The organism is Microbacterium sp. 69-10 (assembly GCF_001897945.1).
Classification (GTDB): domain Bacteria; phylum Actinomycetota; class Actinomycetes; order Actinomycetales; family Microbacteriaceae; genus Microbacterium.
The window spans coordinates 188,069-191,365 of the sequence record NZ_MKRT01000006.1 but is presented as its reverse complement, the minus strand read 5'-3'; the positions used below and the strand labels follow the sequence as shown (position 1 = coordinate 191,365).

Sequence of the window (3,297 nt, the reverse complement as noted above, 5' to 3'; positions counted from 1 at the left end):
GCAGGTGAGCGTCGACCCCGCGGTGCTGGGCGGCGTCCGGGTCAAGCTGGGCGATGAGGTCATCGAGGGAACGGTGGCCGGGCGGCTGCACGCCGCCGAACGACAACTGAACTGACATCCGGCCGGTGGCCGTGCAAAGACAACGAGAGAACAGGGTGCGCAGATGGCGGAACTGACGATTCGTCCCGAAGAGATCCGGGACGCGCTGGATCGTTTCGTGTCCAACTTCAGTCCCGAGACCGCCAGCCGGGACGAGATCGGCACGGTGGCCACCTCCGGCGACGGCATCGCCCGGGTCGAGGGGCTGCCCTCGGCGATGGCCAACGAGCTGCTCGAGTTCGCCAACGGCACCCAGGGCATCGCGCTCAACCTCGACGTCCGCGAGATCGGCGTCGTGGTGCTGGGCGACTCCGAGGGCATCGAGGAGGGCTCGACGGTCAAGCGCACCGGCGAGGTGCTGTCGGTGCCGGTCGGCGATGGCTACCTGGGGCGCGTGGTGAACGCGATGGGCGAGCCGATCGATGGCCTTGGCGAGATCAAGGGCATCGAAGGACGCCGCGCCCTGGAGCTCCAGGCGGCCGGCGTGATGGACCGGCAGAGCGTCAAGGAGCCGCTGCAGACCGGCATCAAGGCGATCGATGCGATGACTCCGATCGGCCGTGGCCAGCGCCAGCTGATCATCGGCGACCGCAAGACCGGCAAGACCGCGATCGCCGTGGACACGATCATCAACCAGAAGTCGAACTGGGCCAGCGGCGACCCGACCAAGCAGGTGCGCTGCATCTACGTGGCGATCGGCCAGAAGGGCTCCACCATCGCGGCCCTGCACACCACGCTGGAAGAGGCCGGCGCGATGGAGTACACCACCATCGTCCATGCTCCGGCCTCCGACCCGGCGGGCTACAAGTACATCGCCCCGTACACCGGTTCGGCGATCGGCCAGCACTGGATGTACGCCGGCAAGCACGTCCTGATCATCTTCGACGACCTCACCAAGCAGGCCGAGGCCTACCGGTCGATGTCGCTGCTGCTGCGCCGCCCGCCGGGCCGCGAGGCCTACCCGGGCGACGTGTTCTACCTGCACTCCCGCCTGCTGGAGCGCTGCGCGAAGCTCTCCGACGAGCTGGGCGGCGGTTCGATGACCGGCCTGCCGATCATCGAGACCAAGGCCAATGCCGTCTCGGCCTACATCCCGACCAACGTGATCTCGATCACCGACGGCCAGATCTTCCTGCAGTCCGACCTGTTCAACGCCAACCAGCGTCCCGCTGTCGACGTGGGCATCTCGGTCTCGCGCGTCGGTGGTGACGCTCAGGTCAAGTCGATCAAGAAGGTCTCCGGAACGCTGAAGCTCGAGCTCGCGCAGTACCGCTCGCTCGAGGCGTTCGCGATGTTCGCATCCGACCTCGACGCCGCGTCGCGCCGTCAGCTGGCACGCGGTGCCCGCCTGACCGAGCTGCTCAAGCAGCCGCAGTACTCGCCGTACCCGGTGGAGGAGCAGGTCGTCTCGATCTGGGCCGGCACCAACGGCAAGCTCGACACCATCGAGGTCGAGGACGTGCTGCGCTTCGAGCGCGACCTGCTCGACTACCTGCGTCGCAACACGAGCATCCTCGACACCCTGCGCGAGACGAACGTCCTCGACGACGCGACCGTCGCCGAGCTCGACAAGCAGACCGACGCCTTCCTTCTGGAGTTCCAGGGCGGCAAGGGTCACGCCATCGGCGCCCCGGGCCACGAGGAGCACGCCGCCGCCGAGGCGGACGACGTCAACCAGGAGAAGATCGTCAAGGGTCGTCGCGCGTAATCGCGTGAGGTACTGATTCATGGGCGCTCAACTCAGGGTCTACAAGCAGAAGATCTCTTCTGCTCAGACGACCAAGAAGATCACGAAGGCGATGGAACTCATCGCGGCTTCGCGCATTCAGAAGGCGATGGCACGCGTCAAGGCGTCCAGCCCCTTCGCGCGGGCCGTGACGAGGGCCGTGTCCGCCGTCGCGACGCACTCGAACGTCGATCACCCGCTCACCCGCGAGCCCGAGAAGATCAGCCGTTCCGCGGTCGTCATCTTCTCGTCGGACCGCGGCCTCGCCGGAGCCTTCAACTCGCAGATCCTCCGTGAGGGTCTCGAGGTGGCGGAGCTCCTGCGCGAGCAGGGCAAGGAGCCGGTGTTCTACCTGGTGGGCCGCAAGGCCGTCGGCTACTTCCAGTTCCGGGGCATCGCCTCGGCGGCGGAGTGGACCGGCGACACGGACACGCCGTCCTTCCACACCGCGGAGAAGATCTCGCACACGCTGCTGGATGCCTTCAACCGCGGGGGAGACGCGGGCGGCGTGGACGAGATCACCCTCGTGTACAACCGCTTCGTCAGCATGATGACGCAGTCGCCGGAGTCCGTGCGCCTGCTGCCGCTGGAGATCGCGGAGGCGGACGACTCGGAGGCGGGCAGCACCGTCTACCCGCTGTACGAGTTCGAGCCGGATGCCGAGACCGTGCTGGACGCGATCCTGCCGGTGTACATCCAGAGCCGTGTGTTCAACGCACTGCTGCAGTCGTCCGCCGCGAAGCAGGCGGCGACGCAGAAGGCGATGAAGTCGGCCAGCGACAACGCCGACAAGCTGATCACCGACTACACCCGCCTGCGCAACAACGCGCGTCAGGCCGAGATCACCCAGCAGATCGCCGAGATCGTCGGTGGCGCCGACGCACTGGCATCCAGCTGACAGACACTCAGGAAAGAGACGAAGAAATGACCCCCACCGCTACGGCTGACAAGCCCGCGACCGCGGTCGTCGGGCGCGTCGCACGCGTCAACGGTCCGGTTGTCGACATCGAGTTCCCGCACGACTCGATCCCCGACATCTACAACGCGCTGAAGACGACCATCGTCATCGGCGATGAGTCCAACGAGATCACCCTCGAGGTCGCGCAGCACCTGGGCGACGACCTGGTGCGCGCGATCGCCCTGAAGCCAACGGACGGCATCGTCCGCGGCCAGGAGGTCCGCGACACCGGCGCCGCCATCTCGGTGCCCGTCGGCGACGTCACCAAGGGCAAGGTCTTCAACGTGATCGGCGAGGTCCTCAACGCCGAGCCCGGTGAGCAGATCGAGATCACCGAGCGCTGGCCGATCCACCGCAAGGCGCCGAACTTCGACCAGCTCGAGTCGAAGACCACGATGTTCGAGACCGGCATCAAGTCGATCGACCTCCTCACCCCGTACGTGCAGGGTGGAAAGATCGGCCTGTTCGGCGGCGCCGGCGTCGGCAAGACGGTCCTCATCCAGGAGATGATCCA

The 3,297-nt window shown here is 66.8% G+C and carries 3 protein-coding genes and 1 pseudogene; all 4 read left to right on the top strand.

Annotated features, from left to right (window positions below):
- Window positions 1–4 precede the first annotated feature (4 nt).
- The gene (locus tag BGN97_RS03000) at window positions 5–115 is read left to right on the top strand and encodes a F0F1 ATP synthase subunit delta (RefSeq protein WP_292697922.1); all 111 of its coding nucleotides are present in this window, start codon (window positions 5–7) and stop codon (window positions 113–115) included.
- Window positions 116–163: 48 nt separating this feature from the next.
- The gene (gene atpA / locus BGN97_RS02995) at window positions 164–1,807 is read left to right on the top strand and encodes a F0F1 ATP synthase subunit alpha (protein ID WP_292697898.1); all 1,644 of its coding nucleotides are present in this window, start codon (window positions 164–166) and stop codon (window positions 1,805–1,807) included.
- A gap of 19 nt (window positions 1,808–1,826) precedes the next feature.
- Window positions 1,827–2,723 (top strand): F0F1 ATP synthase subunit gamma, encoded by an 897-nt coding sequence (locus BGN97_RS02990; protein WP_285633306.1) that lies wholly within the window; start codon window positions 1,827–1,829, stop codon window positions 2,721–2,723.
- Window positions 2,724–2,749: 26 nt separating this feature from the next.
- Window positions 2,750–3,297 (top strand): annotated as a pseudogene (locus BGN97_RS02985) (F0F1 ATP synthase subunit beta); the annotation flags it as partial.

Bases quoted from the DNA above. Each gene is read 5' to 3' on its own strand.
- BGN97_RS02990 (WP_285633306.1), top strand. From the start codon at position 1,827: ATGGGCGCTCAACTCAGGGTCTACAAGCAGAAGATCTCTTCTGCTCAG.
- atpA (WP_292697898.1), top strand. From the start codon at position 164: ATGGCGGAACTGACGATTCGTCCCGAAGAGATCCGGGACGCGCTGGAT.